Here is a 16708-nt window from a genome sequence, read left to right as displayed (position 1 = left end):
CGTCAGCCGGCGACGCCGTCCGACCAGCGCCACCTGCCGCCGGAGTCGAGGGAGCAGGTCAGGTACTCGCCGCCCCGGCCGTGGGTGCTCATCCCCCGGTGCTTCGCGGCGCAGAACTGGCCGTCGGCGTAGCAGTTGCCGGCCGGGCTGGTGAGTTCGCAGCCGGTGGTGCCGCCTCCGCCGGTGCCGCCGCTGCCGCCCGTGTCCCGGGTCCGCGCCGGCTGCGGGGTCGGGGTGGGTTTGGGGGTGTGGAGCAGGCGTCCGCCGCAGTCGCGGCCGTCGCGCGGGACGGTGAAGGTCACGCCGTCGGATCCGCCGGTCTGTTCGCAGACCTTCTCGCCCTCGCCCCAGGAGGAGGCCGTCCGGCCGGTGCCCTCCAGGCGGACGGTGTAGCCGAGGCCGGCCTTCTCCGCCGCGGCGACGGCCGTCCCGACGCGTCCGCCGGTGTGGTCGGACAGCGTGACGGGAGCCGGGGTGGGCGTCGGAGTGGGCGTCGGGCTCTCCGTGGTGGGGGACGGTTCCGGGGTGGGACTGACGCTCCGGGTCGCCGTGGTGGCCACCGTGGACGGTGCCGCCGCGCCCTCCGTGCCGCTGTCCCCGCCGCCGCAGCCGGCCAGGGCCAGCGCGCAGGCCGCGATCACCGCCGCCGTACCGGTCAGTCCGCGAACGCCCTTGGGCATGCGTGTGCGCATCGCGCCCACCCCCCGAATAGTTGAAATGTGCACGGCACATCTTCATACCGTTCACAACTTCTCCACAAGACGTGTGACCGAATCGCAGCCGAGGTGACGCGGTGACACGTTTGAGGTTCCGGGGGCCGGGCTAGGTTGAGGCGTATGGCTTCAAGCTTCGGTGCTGCTCAGGTACTGGTCGCCTCCAACCGGGGGCCGGTCTCGTACGAGGTCGCGGACGACGGGTCGCTGCGGGCCAAACGGGGCGGCGGCGGACTGGTGTCCGGGCTGTCGGCGATCGGCCCCGAGGCCGGCGCGCTGTGGGTGTGCTCGGCACTGTCCGACGGCGACCGCGAGGCCGTGCGGCGCGGGGTCGGCGAGGACGGCGTGCGGATGCTGGACATTCCGGCGGACGTGCACGCGGGCGCGTACAACGGCATCGCCAACTCGGTGCTCTGGTTCGTGCACCACATGCTGTACCAGACCCCGGTGGAACCGGTCTTCGACGCGGAGTTCCGCCGCCAGTGGGCGTCGTACGAGGCCTACAACCGCGCGTTCGCCGAGGCGCTGGCCGAGGAGGCCGCGCGGGGCGCGGCGGTCCTGGTGCAGGACTACCACCTGACCCTCGTCCCCGGGATGCTCCGCGAGCTCCGCCCCGACCTGCGCATCGGGCACTTCTCGCACACCCCGTGGGCGCCCCCGGAGTACTTCGCGATGCTGCCCGACGACATCGCGCGTCAGGTGCTGCGCGGCATGCTCGGCGCCGACCGGCTCGGCTTCCTCACCCACCGCTGGGCCGACGCGTTCACCGCGTGCTGCGAGCGGTTCGCGGGCGGGACCGGGGACACGGAGATCGGGGTGCACGGCCTCGGCGCCGACGCGGACTTCCTGCGCGCCCGCTCCCACGAGGCGGACGTCGAGGAGCGGATCGCCACGCTCCGGGAGGAGATCGGGGAAGGGCGCCGGACGATCGTCCGGGTCGACCGCACCGAACTGTCGAAGAACATCGTGCGCGGACTGCTGGCCTACCGGCAGCTCCTCGACGACCACCCCGAGTGGCGCGAACGCGTGGTGCACCTCGCGTTCGCCTACCCCTCCCGGCAGGACCTCGCCGTGTACCGCGACTACACCGCCGAGGTGCAACGGGTCGCCGAGGAGATCAACGAACGGTACGGCACCCCGGACTGGCGGCCGGTCGTACTCCACGTCAGGGACGACTTCGCACGCTCGCTCGCCGCGTACCGGCTGGCGGACGTGGCCCTGGTCAACCCCATCCGCGACGGCATGAACCTGGTCGCCAAGGAGGTCCCGGTGGTCTCCGACGCGGGCTGCGTGCTGGTCCTGTCGCGGGAGGCGGGCGCCCACGAGGAACTGGGCGAGGACGCGATCACGGTCAACCCCTACGACGTCGTGGACACCGCCCGTGCCCTGCACGAGGCCCTGACGATGGGCCCGGACGAACGCACCGACCGCACCAAGCGCCTGGCCGCGTCGGCGACCGCGCTCCCCCCGGCCCGCTGGTTCCTGGACCAGCTGAACGCGCTGCGGGACGGTCCGGCGCCCGCCTGACCGGTATGGCCGGTCAGACAGGCGTGCGAGGGGGCGACCGCGGATAGGTTGGGCGTATGGCCAGCCACACGGATCCCACCGACCCGAGCACCCTGCCGACGCCCGCCTCACCGGCCGGGCGGGAGGGTCTCGAGGCGCTCCTCTCGCACCCGGACAAGGCGCTGATCGGGCTCGACTTCGACGGGACGCTCGCGCCGATCGTGTCCGACCCGGAGCAGGCCCGCGCGCACCCCGACGCGGTGCCCGCGCTCGCCGCGCTCGCCCCGAAGGTGGCCGCGGTCGCGGTCGTCACCGGCCGGCCGGCGGGCGTCGCGGTCCGCAACGGCGGCTTCGCGGGCGTCCCCGGACTGGAACACCTCGTCGTCCTAGGCCACTACGGGGCCGAACGCTGGGACGCCGTGACGGGCACGGTCACCGCGCCCGCCCCGCATCCCGGCGTCGCCACCGCCCGCGCCGAGCTGCCGGGACTGCTCGACCGGTTCGGCGCGTGGCGGGGCACCTGGATCGAGGAGAAGGGCGGCCGGGCGGTCGCCGTCCACACCCGCAGGGCCGCCGATCCGCAGGCCGCCTTCGAGGCCCTGCGCGAGCCGCTCACCGACCTCGCCACCCGGCACGGTCTCGTCGTCGAGCCCGGCCGCATGGTCCTGGAACTGCGCCCGCCCGGCATGGACAAGGGCGTCGCCCTGATGGAGTACGCCCGGGAGATCGGCGCCGGCGCGGTCCTCTACGCCGGTGACGACCTGGGCGACCTCGCCGCCTTCACGGCCGTCGACAAACTCCGCACCGCCGGCACCCCCGGCCTCCTCGTCTGCAGCGGCAGCGAGGAGGTGACGGAACTGCGCGAACGCGCGGACATCGTCACCGACGGCCCACCCGGCGTCGTCCGCCTCCTGCACACCCTGGCAAACCGCATGCCCCCACTCAGCCCGTCCGGCATGTGAGAACGAGGCCCGTCCAGGGCCGACAGGGGGCCCGGGGCGCAGCCCTCACTCAGCCCGTCCGGCGTTTGAGGACGAGGCCCGTCCAGGGCCGACAGGGGGTCCGGGGCGCAGCCCCGGGGACGGGACGGGAAGGGGCGGCGGGGGCGAAACACCCCTCGGCCGCCCCGGGCAACCACCCTCACCGCTCCGCGCGCCGCTGCTCCCGTATCCGTCGCAGACGGTTGACCGTCACCGGGTCGTGGGCCAGCGCCCGCGGATCGTCCAGCAGCGCGTTCAGCAACTGGAAGTACCGCACCGGCGCCAGCCCCAACTCCTCCCGGATCACCCGCTCCTTCGCACCGGGCCCGGCGAACCCCCGCCGCTCCAGCGCGAGAATGTCCCGCTCCCGCCGTCCCAGCACACCCGCGCCCTCGTCCCCCAGCTCCATGCCCCGCAGGCTACTCCGCCCGCTCCCCGCTCTCCGCCCGCGAGGCCGCCGCCTGGAGCCCGCCCAGCACCCCCGCGGGGCTGCCGCCGGGCGCCACCGCCTTGCCGATCTGCTTCTTGACCGCCGCGTTGACCGACGCCCAGGACGTGTTCCCGACCGGATAGAGCTCCGAGGTCGGCAGCTGCTCCAGGAACGGCTCGAGGTCCTTGTCCCGCCCCTCGGCGGCCATCGCCCGGGACGCGGATCCGGTGACCGGCAGCAGGTCGTACCGGCGGGAGAAGGCGAGGACGTTCTCCTCGCTGTAGACGAAGTCGAGGAAGTCGCCGATCTGGTCGCGGTGGCCGTTCTCGTTGAAGGCCATCATCCAGTCGGCGACACCGAGCGTGGACCCGCTCGCGCCGTCCGCTCCGGGCGTCGGCACCATGCCGTACTTCACGCCCTTCTTCCCGGCCGCCTCCATCAGCGAGGGGTGCCCGTTGAGCATGCCGACCTCGCCTTCGGCGAACGCCTCGAACGCCTCGGCCCGGTCGAGCTTGCCGGGTTCGACGGGACCGGTGAGGCCCTTGCCGACCAGTTCGTCCCGCAGCCAGGTGAAGGTCGCGACGTTCTCCGTGGAGTCGATGCCGTAGGTGCCGCCGAGGTCGGTGTAGCCGCCGTCGCCGCTGAGCATCCACTGCAGGGTCTCCGCCTGCGCCTCCTCGGGGCCGAGCGGCAGCGCGTACGGGTACGTCACGCCCTCCGCGTCGAGCGCCTCGGCGTTCTCGGCGATGTCCTGCCAGGTGGTCGGCGGCGTGATGCCGGCCTTGGCGAACAGGTCCTTGTTGTAGAACAGCATGCGCGTGGACGCGGCGAACGGCATGCCGTACTGCACGCTGTCGACCTGGCCCGCTTCGGCGAGCTGGGAGAGGAAGTCGGCCTGGACGGGTATGGAGAGCAGGTCGCCTGCCTTGTAGAGCCTGCCCTCGGCCGCGTAGTCGGCGTACGCGCCGATCTGCGCCATGTCCGGCGCGTCACCGGCGTCGACCATCTCCTTGACTTCGCGGTCGACGTCGTTCCAGGAGTGGACGCTGACCTCGATGCTCACTCCGGGGTGGTCGGACTCGTACCGCTCGACCAGGTCGGCCCAGTACTTCTCGGAGCTGTCGGCCGCGCCGGTGCCGTAGTCGGCGGCGACGAGGGTCAGCGTCACCTCGGACGAACCGCCGCCGGCTCCGCATCCGCCGAGGACTCCCGTCAGCCCCAGCGCGGACACCGCCGCGATCGTCCTCGTCCTGACCCGCCGCTGCACGTGCCCTGCCCCTGCCCCGGCGCCCCGCGCCGTCCGAAACTTTTCGATAATCGGAATAAGGTCTACACCATGTAAGTGGACTAGACCTGTTGTGGGTCTCCGGTCCACACTGTTTCCCGTGAAACATGTCATCGCCCTCGACGTGGGCGGCACCGGGATGAAGGCCGCCCTGGTCGGGGCGGACGGCGCGCTGCTGCACCGGGCCCGCCGGCCCACCGGCCGCGAACGCGGCCCGGACGCGGTCGTCGCGGGCATCCTCGACTTCGCGGCCGAACTGCGCGCCCACGGCATCGACCGGCACGGCGAACCCGCGTCCGCCGCCGGTGTCGCCGTCCCCGGGATCGTCGACGAGGCGGAGGGCGTCGCCGTCCACGCGGTCAACCTCGGCTGGCGCGACGTCCCGCTGCGCGCGCTGCTCGCCGAGCGGCTCGGCGGCGTCCCCGTCGCCCTCGGCCACGACGTGCGCACCGGCGGGCTCGCCGAGGGCCGCATCGGGGCCGGCCGGGGCGCCGACCGCTTCCTCTTCGTACCGCTGGGCACCGGGATCGCGGGCGCCATCGGCATCGACGGCCGGGTGGAGGCGGGCGCGCACGGATTCGCGGGCGAGATCGGCCACATCGTCGTACGGCCGGGAGGCGCCCCCTGCCCGTGCGGGCAGCGCGGCTGCCTGGAGCGGTTCGCGTCCGCGGCCGCGGTGAGCGAGGCGTGGGCGGCGGCCTGCGGCGACCCGGACGCGGACGCGGCGGACTGCGCGAAGGCCGTCGAGTCCGGTGACGCACGGGCCCGTCAGGTGTGGCAGGAGGCGGTGGACGCGCTCGCCGACGGGCTGGTCACCGCGCTCACCCTGCTGGACCCCCGGGTCCTGATCATCGGTGGCGGGCTCGCCGAGGCGGGGGAAACCTTGTTCGCACCGCTGCGGGAGGCCGTCCGGCGGCGGGTCACCTTCCAGAAGCTGCCGTCCCTGGTTCCCGCGGCCCTCGGGGACACCGCCGGATGCCTGGGCGCGGGGCTGCTCGCCTGGGACCTGATCGACGGCACCACGGACCGCACCGATACCACCGATCCCACTGACTCCACCGACCCCACTGCCCCCTCGGAGGTAACCACCTGATGGCCCCCACCAAGGTTCTCGCCGGTGCCCGGGTGGTCCTGCCCACCGGGACCGTGGACGACGGCCGCGTGATCGTCGAGGGCGCGCGGATCGCCACCACGGCACCCGACACCGCCGAGACGGTCGACGTCTCCGGCCACTGGCTGGTCCCCGGCTTCGTCGACCTCCACAACCACGGCGGCGGCGGAGCGTCCTTCGCGGGCGGCACCGCCGAGGACGTCCTGCGGGGCGTGCGCACCCACCGCGCCCACGGCACCACCACGCTGGTCGCCTCCGCCGTCACCGGCGACCTGGACTTCCTCGCCCGGCACGCCGGGATGCTGGCGGAACTGGCCCAGCAGGGCGACATCGCCGGCATCCACTTCGAGGGGCCGTTCATCTCCCCCTGCCGCAAGGGCGCGCACGACGAGCAGCTGCTGCGCGACCCCGACCCGGCCGAGGTGCGCAAGCTGATCGACGCGGCGCACGGGCAGGCGCGGATGATGACGCTGGCCACCGAGCTGCCGGGCGGCCTGGACTCCGTACGGCTGCTCGCCGAGCACGGCGTGATCGCGGCCGTCGGGCACACGGACGCCACCTACGAGCAGACGCTCCAGGCCGTCGACGCGGGCGCGAGCGTCGCCACCCACCTGTTCAACGCGATGCCCCCGCTCGGCCACCGCGCCCCGGGCCCGATCACCGCGCTCCTCGAGGACGAGCGGGTCACCGTCGAGCTGATCAACGACGGTACGCACCTGCACCCGGCCGCGCTCCAGCTGGCCTTCCACCACGCGGGCCGGGACCGGGTCGCGTTCATCACCGACGCGATGGACGCGGCCGGCTTCGGCGACGGGCGCTACATGCTGGGCACACTGGAGGTCGAGGTCGCCGACGGGGTGGCCCGGCTGGTGGAGGGCGGCTCGATCGCCGGCTCCACGCTCACCCTGGACCGTGCCTTCAAGCGGGCGGTGACGGTGGACGGGCTGCCCGTGGAGGACGTCGTCGCGGCGATCTCCGCCAACCCGGCGCGACTGCTCGGCCTGGACGACCGGATCGGTTCCCTGGAGCCCGGGAAGGACGCCGACCTGGTGGTTCTGGACTCCGGCTTCGACCTGGTGGGCGTGATGCGCCGGGGGGAATGGGTGATCGATCCCCGGCTGGGCTGATCCGTCCCGCGGCCGCGGCGGACGGCGGCCGGCCCGAGGGGTGGGCCGACCGCCGTCCGTTTGGCATGATCGTGCCCCCGGAGCACGGGAAAGCACAGGCAAAAGGGGAGGTCGGCCCGGTGATCCTCACGGTGACGCTGAACACCGCTCTCGACATCACCTACCGCATACCGTCCCTGCGGGCGGGCTCCTCCCACCGGGTCTCCGAGGTGACGGAACGCCCCGGCGGCAAGGGCGTCAACGTGGCCCGGGTGCTCGCCGCCCTCGGCCACGAGGTGACGGTGACCGGCTTCTCGGGCGGTACGACGGGACGCGTCCTGCGCGACCTGCTCACCGAGGTGCCGCACCTGACGGACGCGCTGGTCCCGATCGCCGGCCCGACCCGGCGCACCGTCGCCGTCGCCGACGGCCGCTCCGGCGGCACCACCCAGCTCAACGAGCCCGGCCCCACCGTGAGTCACGCCGAGTGGTCGGCGTTCCAGGAGGTGTACGAGGACCTGCTGGCCTCGGCCTCGGCGGTGGCCCTGTGCGGCAGCCTGCCCCCGGGCGTCCCGGTGGGCGCGTACGCGGGCCTGATCCGCACCGCCCGCGCGGCCGGGGTCCCGACGCTCCTGGACACGAGCGGCGCGGCGCTGCGCCGGGGGGTCGCCGGGCGCCCCGACATCCTCAAGCCCAACGCCGACGAACTGGCCGAACTCACCGGCTCCCACGAGCCGTCGCGCGCCACCCAGGACGCCCGCCGCCGAGGCGCGGGCACCGTGGTCGCCTCCCTCGGCCCGGAGGGCCTGCTCGCGGTGACCCCCGAGGGCCGTTGGCGCGCGGCCCCGCCGGCCCCCCTGCACGGCAACCCCACGGGCGCCGGCGACTCCCTGGCCGCGGGCCTGCTCTCGGGCCTGGTGGAACACCTGCCCTGGCCGGACCGCCTGGCCCGCGCAGTCGCCCTGTCGGCGGCGACGGTGCTCTCCCCGGTGGCCGGTGAGTTCGACTGGGGAGCTTACAAGGAGCTTCTTGGACGTGTCGCAGCCAACGCAGCCTGAACAAGCGTGCATATCGCGCCAATTAATACTCTCTTTTAACCCTTCCTCAAACATACGAGCGAATCTCACATGCGCATGACATAAAGTCACGCAGAGTCACTTTTGAGGAGCGCAAATGAACAAGAAGGTCAGCGCAGTTATTACGACGGCCGCCACACTAGCCGTCACCGCGATCAGCATGAGCCCCGCACATGCCGCCAGCTACCGTTGGTGTTCAACCACAGGAGCCAATGGCGGCGTTACCATAACCAACTGGACCGACCCGGGTGCCACGGTCGGACTGTCAATCGGTCTGAACGACACGAAGGCCGATGGGCATCACGTTCGGGTCAGAATTCTTAGCGAACAATCCAACGGCAAGGTGGTCTACTGGCCGTGGCGCAAGCACATGAGTGGAGCAGACACAGGGCAGACTTGGAACACCTCCGCATCCGACGACCGCGGCCTCTTCGAGATAGGCGTGCAGATAGCGAGGTTCGAAGGTGACAAGATGCTGAACTCTTGTACCGATTGGAGCTAATTACCAACCGGTCAGTTCGGCGCATTCCCCGTAGCTGCATGGCGCCAGCGTTCCGCTGTTCTCGACAGTAGATGCATAGCGCCCTGCTTGTCGAACCTTCGATCTGCGGCGGTAGCCTTGGATAGCCATAACCGTCGGCACTCCGTACTCAAATTGTCAGCCGCGACCACGGTCGCCGTTCCTGCCGTCGGACGCCACGCGGTTCAACAAAGTCGGTACGTCCAGGCTGGGGCCTCCACAAGGCCCCAGCCTTTTACAGTGAGAGCACAACCGTAGTGTCCATCGCCACAGGGCACGGCAGACCGCGTACCACCGGGTGGGACAAGTGGCGACGGTGTTGTCGTCCCATCACTTCTTGACCTGGCCCTCCTTGAGCCACAGCTGGTCGAGCAGGACGTTGCACTTGTCGCCGTCGCCGCAGGAGACCGAGATGGTGTTGGTGCCCTTGTTCAGGGTCGGCCAGGCGAAGGTCTGAGTCCAGCCCTTGGAGAAGTCGCCGTCCTTGGCCCTGGCGAAGTTGTCCATGTTCAGCTTTGAACCGAAGGGCTTGCCGTTGACGGTCAGCGACATCGACTGGGGGTCGTCGGTGGTGCTGTAGCGGACGAAGACGGTGTAGGCGCCGTCCTCGGGGATGCCGTTCACCGTCCAGGTGACCGTGGAGCCCGGCTGGTTGAGGTTGGTCACGTAGATGCCGCCGCCGGACTGGGCTCCCTCGACGTCCGAGGCGAGCGCCGCTCCCCCGTCCAGGCGGAGCGCCTTCGCGTCGATGGTGGGCAGTTCGGCCTTCTCGTCGTCCGCCCCGCCCTCGCTGGCCGACGGGCTGGGCTTGCCCTCGTCCTGGCTCTGCGTCGGGCTCGCGTCGGCCTGGTTGCCGCCCTTGTCGTCGTCGTCACCGCCGAGCATGGCGATGGAGATGCCGATGACGACCGCGGCGACCACGGCGATCGCGCCGATGAGCAGGCCCTTGGTGTTGGGGCCGCGGCCCCGGCCGCCACCGCCGTGCGACGGCTGGTGCGACTGGGTCGTGGTGGCGCCGCCCGGCAGGGTCTCCGGGGCGGCGTAGTGGGCGCTGGGCTGGCCGTAGGCGCCCTGCTGCGGCGGTGCCTGCGGGGCGGGCGCCTGCTGGCCGTACTGCCGGGTTCCGACCGGCCGCACCCGGTTGACCGAGTTCGGGTAGCCGTAACCACCGGACGGCGGCTGGGCCCCGTTGGCCTGCCCGTCGGCGTAGAGGTAGCCGAACGGGTCGTCGTCCTCGGGCGTGCTCGCGCCGTTGTTGCCGGGCGTCATCCCTTGGTGCTCCTAGCTGCGGATCGGGTGCGGTACGTGTGCGAAGAAGGCGAGCCTACCCGGTTCCCCTGAGCCGATCGGGTGACGTCGACCGCATCAACACGCTGACCTGCGCATCATCCCGCACGTCTGTGTTGTTTGGGACGAGATCGTTTCTCGACGTACATCCGTTCGTCAGCCGACTTCAGCACTTCGTCCGCGGTCATCCCGCAGTGCGCCCATCCGATGCCGAAGCTGGCGCCGACCCGCACGGCCCGGCCCTCGGCCCGGATGGGCTGGATGATCTCGTTGCGCAGCCGCACAGCGAGGTCCTGGGCGTCGGCCCGTCCGAGTCCGTCGGCGAGGATCACGAACTCGTCGCCGCCGAGCCGGGCGACGGTGTCACCGTCCCGCACGCCGTTGCTGAGCCGGCGGGCGACCTCGATGAGCACCGCGTCACCGGCGTTGTGCCCGAACCGGTCGTTGATCGACTTGAAGCCGTCGAGGTCGCAGAAGAGCACCGCGAGTCCCTTGGCTCCGTCGTCGAACTCGGCGGCGGGCGCGATGGTGTGCACATGGCGGTCGAACCCGTCGTACCCCTCGGTGTCCGGCGGGAAGTCGAAGTCGTGCCCCCGGTCGAAGACGGGCGGGCCGTAGGCGGCGTCGTGGGAGTCGAAGGACTCGAAGGGGTCCATGGAGTCGACGTCGGCCGGCAGCGCGCTCTGCGGCTGCTGCCGGCACAGCCGCGAGGACAGGCGCGCCCGCAGCTCGGCGGAGTTGGGCAGCCCGGTGAGCGAGTCGTGCGAGGCGCGGTGGGCGAGCTGCAGCTCGCGGCGCTTGCGCTCCTCGATGTCCTCGACGTGGGTGAGCAGGAAGCGGGGGCCGTCGGCGGCGTCGGCGACGACGGAGTTGCGCAGCGAGACCCACACGTAGGTGCCGTCGCGGCGGCCGAGGCGCAGCTCGGCCCGCCCGCCCTCGGCGGAGGTGCGCAGCAGGGTGCCTATGTCCTCGGGGTGGACGAGGTCGGAGAAGGAGTAGCGGCGCATCGCGGAGGCGGGGCGGCCCAGGAGGCGGCACAGGGCGTCGTTGGTGCGCAGGATGCGTCCGTGCTGGTCGCCGCCCATCTCGGCGATGGCCATGCCGGAGGGCGCGTACTCGAAGGCCTGGCGGAAGCTCTCCTCGCTGGCCCGCAGCGCCTGTTGGTCGCGCTCCAGGCGGACCAGGGCGCGCTGCATGTTCGCACGGAGACGCGCGTTGCTGATCGCGATGGCGGCCTGGAAGGCGTACATCTGCAGGGCCTCGCGGCCCCAGGCGCCGGGCCGCCGGCCGTTGCGCGGGCGGTCCACGGAGAGCACGCCGACCAGTTCGCCGGAGGTGCCGCCGCCCTGCGGTCCGGGCGCGTACATGGGGGCGAAGAGCCGGTCGGAGGGGTGCCACTCGTCCTCGAAGCGGGGCGCGGGCCCGTCGGTGTACCACTGCGGGACGTCGTCGTCGTCGAGGACCCAGCCCTCGGTGTGCGGTATGAAGATCAGGTCGCCCCAGCGTTCGCCCATGTGGAGGCGGCGGTCCCAGGACTCGCGGGAGCCGGCCCGGCCCGTGATGAGGGCTTCGGCGGCGGAGTTCCCGGCCAGGGCGGCGACCACGAGATCACCGTCGGGGCGTACGAGGTTGACGGCGGCCAGCTCGTACCCGAGGGCGCCCACGACACCGTCCGCGACCGTCTGCAACGTGTCCGCCAGACTGCGCGCCGTGTTCATGTCGGCCATGGCCTGATGCAGTTGCCGCAGCGACGCAAGACGGACGTAGGGTTCCGACTCGGTCTCCATCCTCGCCCTCCCCCCGAGACCTCGGAGCGAATCAAGGGTTCTCTTCGGCGTATCGTCGTACCAGCTTCCCCGCCACTGAATCACAGCGCGCTGCCCACTCGGTACACAGGGTCAACAATATCTGCCCCTTGTGACTCAAGTCACAGCTAAACGTGAACAATTGCGTGGTCTTTCCGTCGTTTCCCGGCCTTTACCGAACACGGTTTTTACGGCGGTTGGGCGGGACCTGTGCCCGGATCGGGCGGTGGTCCTAGGTCCCGGTTCGGGCCGGGGTCCGATGCGGTGCCCGTGGAGCGGAGATTAGCGTTCCCGGTGTGCTGAACACTCCCGCCGCCCCGGCCTCGATCACCGTTCCGTCCCCCGCCCGGCATGCTGAGGGGGTGAGCAACGACGAGTTCCGCGCCGCCATGTCCCGTCTGGCCGCCGGCGTGGTCCTGGTGACCGCGCTGGAGCCGCCGCTGGACCCGGACGACCCGCAGGCACCGGCCGGCGAGGACGTCGGCATGACGGCGACCGCCTTCCTGTCCGTCTCCCTGGACCCGCCGCTGGTCCTGGTCAGCCTGCGCGAGGGCTCCCGCATGGACGACCTCCTCGACGAACAGCCGGTGTGGGCGGTGTCCGTGCTCTCCGAGAGCCAGCGGCACATCGCGGGCCGCTTCGCGATGAAGGGCCGCGTCAGCGACCGCCTGCTGTTCGCGGACATCCCCTACCAGCGGGGCGAGTACAGCGGCGCCCCCCTCGTGGGCGGTGCGCTGGCGACCCTGGAGTGCCGCACCGAGCAGCGGGTGCCGGCCGGGGACCACACCCTGGTGATCGGCCGCGTCATGACCGCCCGCGTACCGAGCGCGGAGGGCGGGCCGCTGACGTATTTCCGCGGCCGTTACCGGCAGTTGGGCTGAAATCCCTTTGTCGGCACCGCATTTCCGTGCCTACGGTGCCCGGGTGACGACGACCGCCGCACCGCGCCTCGAAGAGATCACCCCGAAGAACCTGAAGGCCGCCCTCGGTATACGGGTCCGCCCCGACCAGGAATTCGCAGTGGAACCGGTGGTGCACTCCCTCGCCGAGGCGTACGTCCACCCCGGCTCCGCCTGGCCCCGCCTGATCATGGACGGTGACCGCGCGGTCGGCTTCCTGATGGCCTTCCTCGACATCGACTGGCACGAGGACGGCGGCAGCGTCGTCCGCTCCGGCCTGTGGCGGCTGAACATCGCCGCGGACGAACAGGGCAAGGGCTACGGCCGGTTCGCCGTCCACGCGGTGGCCGGGGAACTCCGCCGCCGGGGCACGAAGGAGCTCTACGTCACCTGGAGCCCCGGCGCCCACGGCCCCGAGCACTTCTACCTCGGCCTGGGCTTCCACAAGACCGGCGAAACCGCCGACACCGAAACCGTAGGCGTCCTCCCCCTCCCCTGACCCCCCTCAGGTCCCCGGCCAACCACACGACCAGCCCCGCCACACCCGCGCACAGACCCCGACCCCAACGCCCTCAGGGGCGCGGGGAACTGCGCGACCAGCCACGACGGTCCCGCAGGAACCCACCGGCCTCCGCAGCGGCCACCCACACAAGGTGAAGCACGCACCAGGGCCCGGGGCCACACCGCCCAGGGGGGAACCGGGGGCTCACCCCCAGTCCCGCGCGGAGCGCCCCCGCTTCGTCTCCGACCGCTGCTTCTTCTCCCGCAGCCGCCGTTCGTTGATCCCGCGCGGAACCCGCGTCGCCCGGCGCGGCTTCGGCGGCGGCGCAGTCGCCTCGGCCAGCAGCGCCGCCAGCCGCACCGCCGCGGTCTCGCGGTTGCGCCACTGCGACCGGTGCTCCGAGGCACGGACCGTGACCACCCCGCCGTTCAGCCGCCCCGCCAGCCGTTCGAGCGCCCGCCGCTTCCACACCTCGGGCAGCGCCTCGGTCGCGGCGAGGTCGAAACGCAGTTCGACCTGGGAGTCGCTGGTGTTCACGTGCTGCCCACCCGGCCCGGACGACCGCGAGAAACGCCACATGAGCTCGGCCTCGGGCAGGGAGACGGAGCCGCGGATGACATACGGACCGGACATGCCCTACAGGTTCCCGTGCCCGACCCGCCCACGTCACCCCAATATCCGCGCGGCCCGCGCGAAACCCGGGTAAAGAAAGTAAAGCCGACTGGAACCCTGCGCACCCCTCTCGGCGTTCAAGGTGATAGCTGTAGCTTCTAGCCGTACGTAAACGAGGGAAGGGACTCCCAACAATGGCTGTAAGCCTGTCCAAGGGTGGCAACGTCTCGCTCACCAAGGAGGCTCCGGGCCTGACCGCCGTCACCGTGGGCCTCGGCTGGGACGTCCGCACCACCACCGGCACGGACTTCGACCTCGACGCCTCGGCGATCGCGGTCAACACGCAGGGCAAGGTCTACTCGGACGGCCACTTCGTGTTCTTCAACAACAAGCAGACCCCGGACAACACCATCGTCCACACCGGTGACAACCGCACCGGCGAGGGCGAGGGCGACGACGAGGCGATCAACGTCAACCTGGCCGCTCTCCCGGCCGACATCGACAAGATCGTCTTCCCGGTGTCGATCTACGACGCCGAGAACCGCTCGCAGAACTTCGGCCAGGTCCGCAACGCCTACATCCGCATCGTCAACCAGGCCGGCGGCGCCGAGATCGCCCGCTACGACCTGTCGGAGGACGCCGCCACCGAGACCGCCATGGTCTTCGGCGAGCTGTACCGCAACGGCGCGGAGTGGAAGTTCCGCGCCGTCGGCCAGGGCTACGCCTCGGGTCTCGTGGGCATCGCCCAGGACTTCGGCGTGAACGTCTGACGGACACCGCTGCCGCACCGGAGCCCCGGTCCCGCCTCCCGCGGGGCCGGGGCTCCGGCCGGTGCGGCCCCGGTGCGGCCCCTGGACGGCACCGTCCGGCACGGCCGCGGGCCCCGGTCACGGCCGCGCCGGCCGCCCCTCCCCGTACAGCCACTCCCGCCAGATCCCGTCGAAGTCCTCGTCCGGGGCGGACTCCTCCACGTACGCCGTGAAGTCGCCGGTGTCCGCGTTGCCGTGCCGGTGCTCGCGCGCCCAGCCCTTCAGCAGCGCGCCGAACGCCTCGTCACCGACCGTCTGCCGCACCTTGTGCAGCACCATCGCGCCCCGCCAGTACACCGGCGTGGCGGAGATGCTCGCCGCGTCCGGCGGCTCCGCCGGCGGGAACGCCCACAGCGCCTCGTTGCTCCCCTCGTCCGGGAAGTACCCGCCCGCGTACAGCGCGTCGAACGTCCGCTGCGCGCTGCCGCCGCCGTGGTCCTCCTGCCACAGCCACTGCGCGTACGTCGCGAAGCCCTCGTTCAGCCACATGTCCCGCCAGGTCCGCGGCGAGACGGAGTCGCCGTACCACTGGTGGGCGATCTCGTGCACCAGCAGGGCCATGTCCGGGGCGCCGGGGAAGACCGGGCGGTTCTGCGTCTCCAGGGCGTACCCCACGTCCTGCGGACGCTCCACGACCGCCCCCGCGGAGGAGAACGGGTACGGCCCGAAGGTCCGCTCCGCCCACTCCACCACCTCCGGGAGCCGCGCCAGCACCGCACGGCTCGCGTCCGCCTGCTCGGGGTCGACGGCCGTGTACACGGGCAGCCCGCTCCGCGTCGTGGCCCGCCCGACCTCGTACCTGCCGATGGCGACGGTGGCCAGATAGCTCGCCATCGGCTCGGTGGTGCGCCACCGGTAGGTCGTCCGGCCCTCCTTCGTCTCCTCCCCGGCCGGCTCCCCGTTGGACACCACCCGCAGCCCCTCCGGCACGGTCACCGCGACGCTGTACGCCGCCTTGTCGGAGGGGTGGTGGTTGCCCGGGAACCACGCCATCGAGCCCACCGGCTGCCCCAGGGCCAGCGCACCGTCGGCGGTGCGCAGCCAGCCCTCCTCGGAACCGTCCGGATCGGTCACCGTCCCGGGGACACCGGAGTAGCGGACGACGACCCGGAAACGCGCGTCACGGTCGAGCGCCCCACGCGGCCGGACGGTCAGCTCCTGCCCGTCCCTGCTCCACCGGGCACCCTTCCCCCCGACCGTGACGGTCCCGACGTCGAGACCCGACAGGTCGAGGTTGAACGCCGTGAGGTCCCGCGTCGCCCGGGCGGTGATCGTCGCGGCACCCTCCAGACGGCGGGCACGCGGGTCGTAGGAGAGGTCGAGGGCGTAGTGCAGGACGTCGTAGCCCTCATTCCCGGACCGCGGGAAGTACGGATCGCCCGCCCCGGAGCCGCCCGCCCCGCCCGCACCGGCCCCCGTACCGCCTCCGCACGCCGCCAGCGACACCGCGAGCAGCGCGGCGGCGACACTGCGGGGGCCGGAGCCGGGGCGGTAGGAGCGCACTCCCGGATCCTATGAGGGACGGTGCGCCGAGCCGTGACACCATCACCCACGTGCTCGACATCGGCTACGCCCTTTCCCACCGCTTCCCCGACCCCCCGCAGACCGACTACCGCCGCGCGGACGTCCACGCCCTGCGCCACGACCTGTTCTGCGGTGACGTCTACCTCGCCGACACCGAGACCGACCGCGAACTGTCCACAACCTGGGGATGGGTGCCGGTCCTCGACTTCGCGTGGGCCCTGTGCGACATCGTGGAGCGCATCGACCAGGACCCGGCCGGCTCCCGCGCCTCCCGCCCCCAGTACGCGGAACTGGACTTCACCGAGTCCACCGACCGTCTCCTCTTCGAGCGCCGCTTCGGCTGGGTGGACATCGAGGCGGAATGGCTGCCCGCCTCCGAGCCCCCGCTGACCTTCTCCCACTCCGCGCTGCGCCGCGAGGCCCGCGACTTCCTCCACGACCTCGTCGCCGACCTCACCGACCTCCACGACGACCTCGCCGACAACCCGGCCGTCTGGACCCTCCAGGCCCGCTACCCCCGCCTGAAGTAGCCCCCGCCCCGGC

The 16708-nt window shown here is 72.0% G+C and carries 17 protein-coding genes; 10 read left to right on the top strand and 7 right to left on the bottom strand.

All coding sequences use genetic code 11. The annotated features are described in order from the left end of the window. Positions 1-2: 2 nt before the first annotated feature. On the bottom strand, positions 3-692 hold the full coding sequence (locus IE172_RS28885) for a hypothetical protein (RefSeq protein ID WP_190100267.1): 690 nt from the start codon (positions 690-692) through the stop codon (positions 3-5). Positions 693-836: 144 nt separating this feature from the next. Here IE172_RS28885 and IE172_RS28880 point away from each other — a divergent pair, with 144 nt between their 5' ends. After that, positions 837-2240: an alpha,alpha-trehalose-phosphate synthase (UDP-forming) gene (locus IE172_RS28880; protein ID WP_190100266.1), complete on the top strand. Its 1404-nt coding sequence runs from the start codon at positions 837-839 to the stop codon at positions 2238-2240. 56 nt (positions 2241-2296) lie between these two features. Then, positions 2297-3181, top strand: coding sequence for a trehalose-phosphatase (gene otsB, locus IE172_RS28875; protein WP_190100265.1), 885 nt, complete (start codon positions 2297-2299; stop codon positions 3179-3181). 178 nt (positions 3182-3359) lie between these two features. On the opposite strand, the gene IE172_RS28870 is transcribed toward otsB, so the two are convergent. Together IE172_RS28870 and IE172_RS28865 are read right to left on the bottom strand one after the other, a co-directional pair. Continuing rightward, positions 3360-3608: a DUF3263 domain-containing protein gene (locus IE172_RS28870; RefSeq protein ID WP_190100264.1), complete on the bottom strand. Its 249-nt coding sequence runs from the start codon at positions 3606-3608 to the stop codon at positions 3360-3362. Between the two features lie 10 nt (positions 3609-3618). Beyond that, entirely contained in the window at positions 3619-4896 is a 1278-nt protein-coding gene (locus IE172_RS28865) for an extracellular solute-binding protein (protein WP_498067192.1), read from the bottom strand. Positions 4897-5014: 118 nt separating this feature from the next. On the opposite strand from IE172_RS28865, the gene IE172_RS28860 reads away from it, so the two are divergent. The 4 genes from IE172_RS28860 to IE172_RS28845 all read left to right on the top strand — a co-directional run bounded on the left by IE172_RS28860 (position 5015) and on the right by IE172_RS28845 (position 8709). Further along, positions 5015-6007: an ROK family protein gene (locus tag IE172_RS28860; RefSeq protein WP_190100262.1), complete on the top strand. Its 993-nt coding sequence runs from the start codon at positions 5015-5017 to the stop codon at positions 6005-6007. Next, a complete protein-coding gene (gene nagA, locus IE172_RS28855; RefSeq protein WP_190100261.1) occupies positions 6007-7152 on the top strand; it encodes an N-acetylglucosamine-6-phosphate deacetylase in 1146 nt (381 codons plus the stop codon). The genes IE172_RS28860 and nagA overlap by 1 nt, the downstream gene beginning before the upstream one ends. Positions 7153-7271: 119 nt before the next feature. Continuing rightward, on the top strand, positions 7272-8189 hold the full coding sequence (locus IE172_RS28850) for a 1-phosphofructokinase family hexose kinase (RefSeq protein ID WP_190100260.1): 918 nt from the start codon (positions 7272-7274) through the stop codon (positions 8187-8189). Between the two features lie 115 nt (positions 8190-8304). Next, the gene (locus IE172_RS28845) at positions 8305-8709 is read left to right on the top strand and encodes a hypothetical protein (protein WP_190100259.1); all 405 of its coding nucleotides are present in this window, start codon (positions 8305-8307) and stop codon (positions 8707-8709) included. Positions 8710-9057: 348 nt separating this feature from the next. Here the strand turns inward: IE172_RS28845 and IE172_RS28840 are convergent, their stop codons facing one another. Beyond that, positions 9058-9996, bottom strand: coding sequence for a carbohydrate-binding protein (locus tag IE172_RS28840; protein WP_190100258.1), 939 nt, complete (start codon positions 9994-9996; stop codon positions 9058-9060). 116 nt (positions 9997-10112) lie between these two features. Then, positions 10113-11801 carry a diguanylate cyclase CdgB gene (gene cdgB, locus IE172_RS28835; RefSeq protein WP_190100257.1) on the bottom strand — a complete coding sequence of 563 codons (1689 nt, stop codon included), beginning with the start codon at positions 11799-11801 and terminating at the stop codon, positions 10113-10115. Positions 11802-12115: 314 nt separating this feature from the next. Between cdgB and IE172_RS28830 the strand changes: the two genes are divergently transcribed. Together IE172_RS28830 and IE172_RS28825 are read left to right on the top strand one after the other, a co-directional pair. Beyond that, complete coding sequence (locus IE172_RS28830) at positions 12116-12700, top strand: flavin reductase family protein (protein WP_190100256.1); 585 nt, start codon at positions 12116-12118, stop codon at positions 12698-12700. A 43-nt stretch (positions 12701-12743) separates the two neighbouring features. Next, positions 12744-13217: a GNAT family N-acetyltransferase gene (locus IE172_RS28825; protein WP_190100255.1), complete on the top strand. Its 474-nt coding sequence runs from the start codon at positions 12744-12746 to the stop codon at positions 13215-13217. Between the two features lie 207 nt (positions 13218-13424). Here IE172_RS28825 and arfB read toward each other — a convergent pair whose 3' ends face one another. Next, a complete protein-coding gene (arfB, locus tag IE172_RS28820; RefSeq protein ID WP_190100254.1) occupies positions 13425-13853 on the bottom strand; it encodes an alternative ribosome rescue aminoacyl-tRNA hydrolase ArfB in 429 nt (142 codons plus the stop codon). Between the two features lie 173 nt (positions 13854-14026). Between arfB and IE172_RS28815 the strand changes: the two genes are divergently transcribed. Next, positions 14027-14602, top strand: coding sequence for a TerD family protein (locus tag IE172_RS28815; RefSeq protein WP_190100253.1), 576 nt, complete (start codon positions 14027-14029; stop codon positions 14600-14602). 117 nt (positions 14603-14719) lie between these two features. Here IE172_RS28815 and IE172_RS28810 read toward each other — a convergent pair whose 3' ends face one another. Continuing rightward, positions 14720-16144 (bottom strand): M1 family metallopeptidase, encoded by a 1425-nt coding sequence (locus IE172_RS28810; RefSeq protein WP_190100252.1) that lies wholly within the window; start codon positions 16142-16144, stop codon positions 14720-14722. 50 nt (positions 16145-16194) lie between these two features. Here IE172_RS28810 and IE172_RS28805 point away from each other — a divergent pair, with 50 nt between their 5' ends. Then, positions 16195-16695: a hypothetical protein gene (locus tag IE172_RS28805; RefSeq protein WP_190100251.1), complete on the top strand. Its 501-nt coding sequence runs from the start codon at positions 16195-16197 to the stop codon at positions 16693-16695. The last annotated feature ends 13 nt before the right edge of the window (positions 16696-16708 follow it).

The sequence above is a fragment of the Streptomyces griseoflavus genome (assembly GCF_014649995.1).
Lineage (GTDB): Bacteria > Actinomycetota > Actinomycetes > Streptomycetales > Streptomycetaceae > Streptomyces > Streptomyces griseoflavus.
This window is presented reverse-complemented; position numbering and strand designations above follow the sequence as displayed.

What these genes read in the sequence shown, in the direction of transcription:
- IE172_RS28885 (WP_190100267.1), bottom strand. Translation starts at nt 692, where the DNA reads ATGCGCACACGCATGCCCAAGGGCGTTCGCGGACTGACCGGTACGGCG.
- IE172_RS28880 (WP_190100266.1), top strand. Translation starts at nt 837, where the DNA reads ATGGCTTCAAGCTTCGGTGCTGCTCAGGTACTGGTCGCCTCCAACCGG.
- otsB (WP_190100265.1), top strand. Translation starts at nt 2,297, where the DNA reads ATGGCCAGCCACACGGATCCCACCGACCCGAGCACCCTGCCGACGCCC.
- IE172_RS28870 (WP_190100264.1), bottom strand. Translation starts at nt 3,608, where the DNA reads ATGGAGCTGGGGGACGAGGGCGCGGGTGTGCTGGGACGGCGGGAGCGG.
- nagA (WP_190100261.1), top strand. Translation starts at nt 6,007, where the DNA reads ATGGCCCCCACCAAGGTTCTCGCCGGTGCCCGGGTGGTCCTGCCCACC.
- IE172_RS28845 (WP_190100259.1), top strand. Translation starts at nt 8,305, where the DNA reads ATGAACAAGAAGGTCAGCGCAGTTATTACGACGGCCGCCACACTAGCC.
- IE172_RS28840 (WP_190100258.1), bottom strand. Translation starts at nt 9,996, where the DNA reads ATGACGCCCGGCAACAACGGCGCGAGCACGCCCGAGGACGACGACCCG.
- cdgB (WP_190100257.1), bottom strand. Translation starts at nt 11,801, where the DNA reads ATGGAGACCGAGTCGGAACCCTACGTCCGTCTTGCGTCGCTGCGGCAA.
- arfB (WP_190100254.1), bottom strand. Translation starts at nt 13,853, where the DNA reads ATGTCCGGTCCGTATGTCATCCGCGGCTCCGTCTCCCTGCCCGAGGCC.
- IE172_RS28815 (WP_190100253.1), top strand. Translation starts at nt 14,027, where the DNA reads ATGGCTGTAAGCCTGTCCAAGGGTGGCAACGTCTCGCTCACCAAGGAG.